Below are 2141 nucleotides of genomic sequence, written 5' to 3' on the forward strand. Positions count from 1 at the left end.
GTGGCGGCGTCGACAGATCTCCGCGAGGTCCTGCCCGGCATCGGTGAGGAATATCGCGCGGTATGGCTCCCGCCGGACCAGACCAGCAGCCTTGAGCCGCGAGATGTTCTTGGTCACGGTCGGCGGCTTCACGCCAAGCCGCTCGGCGATCTCGACCGGTCTGGCCTCCCCGCGCGTCTCGATCAGTTCCGCGATCAGTTCGACGTAATCCTCCGCCATCTCGCTTTCATGTGCCTGACGCACGGTCGCAAAGCCCTCGGCCTGCGCCTCGGGAGCCCGGTCGACCGCTTCGAATGGCTCACGCCCATGTGATTGTAGCTTTGTCATACTCGGGACTTTGCAGCGAAACAGCGGGATTGACAACTTGTTTGCTTCGGGTAGATAAGTTAGCCATGTCTAACTTTGTACTTTGGAGGCCGTGGTGATGCGAAATATTATGAGAGCGCTGCTCGCCACACTCGCAAGTGCGCTCCTCCTGTCCGGACCTGTCGCCGCGACGCCGGCCAAGGAGGCGCCTTGGCTTCCCGAGGCAGCGGCCTACCGGCTGACGCTCTTTCTTGGAAATCTCGAGCCTCTGCCCTGGGACGACATCAAGACCGCCTGGACGGAACCCTACCGGGGTTCGGAATTCTCTGTCGGAGCGCTGGCGTGGCTGGACCGCAAAAGCGATATCGAGCCTGACGGTCTTCTGAACGCGATGATGCGCGAAGACCGGCAGGCGGTATTCGCCGAGGCGACGCGGCTCATCGCGCTCAGGATTGAGGAGAATTTGGACCGTGCTCTCGCGGCCGAAGAATCGGCGACAGCACAGCTGGCGGTGCAGACGGCACGCGAACTCTACCGTGCGTTTGAGGATGGTATCGCGGCGGCCGATCCCGAAGCTGCAAGACGCATCGGCCTCGCCTGGCTGGAACTCAACAGCAGCACAGGTTCCGCTGGTGTTCTCGGCGCTGGCGCCACATCTGCGGATCGCGACACGATGGAAGCCGCCCGTGCAGTCATCTCCGGCTATCTTGCGGAGAACTACCTCCTGGACAGTTTCGCTCCGCGCCGGACGCTGAGCGCCCTGCCGGAAACAGCTGTGCTCAGCGGAAAGGCCATCGAGGTACCGCCAAGCCTGCCGCCTGGGTCCGACATCTTCGATCAGGACCCGCTGCCGCTGCTCGTGCTCAACTTCGAGGAACAGGGCATCGACGAGACCGACCTGCCGCTGGTGGCCTACGGCGACATGCTGTTCGACAGCGCGCAACTCTTTGGAAGCCCGGCGCAGGATCTCGGGATCGCCTGCTCGACCTGTCACAACCGCTCGGACGTCAACCAGCGGCTTTTCATCCCCGGCGCCAGCCACCAGCCGGGTGCGATCGACGTCGACGGCGCCTTTTTCAACCCGATCTTCAATGACCGGCGTGACGACCCGCTCGACATTCCGAGCCTGCGCGGCTTGCGTTTTACCGGTCCTTACGGCCGCGATGGCCGTTTCGCCTCCCTGCGCGATTTTACCCGCAACGTGATCGTCAACGAGTTCGGCGGGAATGAACCGACGCCCTTCATGCTGGACGCTCTCGTCGCCTACATGCTCGAGTTCGACTTCCTGCCGAATTCCATGCTGACGACTGATGGCCGTCTGACCGACACGACCCAAGAGGCCGCCCGGCGCGGCGAGGAGATCTTCAATACGCCCTTCGCCGGGCTCGGCGATCGGTCCTGCGCCAGTTGCCACGTGCCAGACGCGAACTTCCTCGACCGGCAGGCCCACGACATCGGCTCCGTCGCGCCGGGCTACGAGGGGGCCCGCGCCGGTGCGCTGGACACGCCCACGCTGCTCGGCACGGCCTATACCGCCCCCTATTTCCACGACGGGTCATTGCCGACGCTGGCCGCCGTCGTGGACTGGTTCGACGAGACGAAATCGCTTGGGCTTACCGAGGAAGACCGCGCCGACCTAACCGCCTATCTCGAGACCGTTGGCGCGGCAGACGAGCCCTATGAAGCCTTCGACACCGAGAACACCGCTTTCCGGCTGGCATTCGCCGAACTGACGACCTTCGCCTCGACAATCGATACGCTACTGCCGCGGCGGGACGCAGAGCATATCCTGCTGCTGACCGACACCGTGGCTGCGGACCTTTCGGCCGACGCCA

2 protein-coding genes are annotated in these 2141 nt (G+C 63.9%); one reads left to right on the plus strand and one right to left on the minus strand.

The window, feature by feature from the left end; all coding sequences use genetic code 11:
• Positions 1-327 (minus strand): MarR family transcriptional regulator (locus tag A3764_RS17860; protein WP_067951873.1); only part of this gene is annotated, 327 nt, incomplete at its 3' end.
• Positions 328-424: 97 nt separating this feature from the next.
• Between A3764_RS17860 and A3764_RS24195 the strand changes: the two genes are divergently transcribed.
• On the plus strand, positions 425-2141 hold a 1717-nt coding region (locus tag A3764_RS24195), incomplete at its 3' end, for a cytochrome c peroxidase (RefSeq protein ID WP_236628239.1).

Source organism: Sulfitobacter sp. HI0129 (assembly GCF_001635395.1).
In the GTDB taxonomy this organism is placed as follows: domain Bacteria; phylum Pseudomonadota; class Alphaproteobacteria; order Rhodobacterales; family Rhodobacteraceae; genus Sulfitobacter.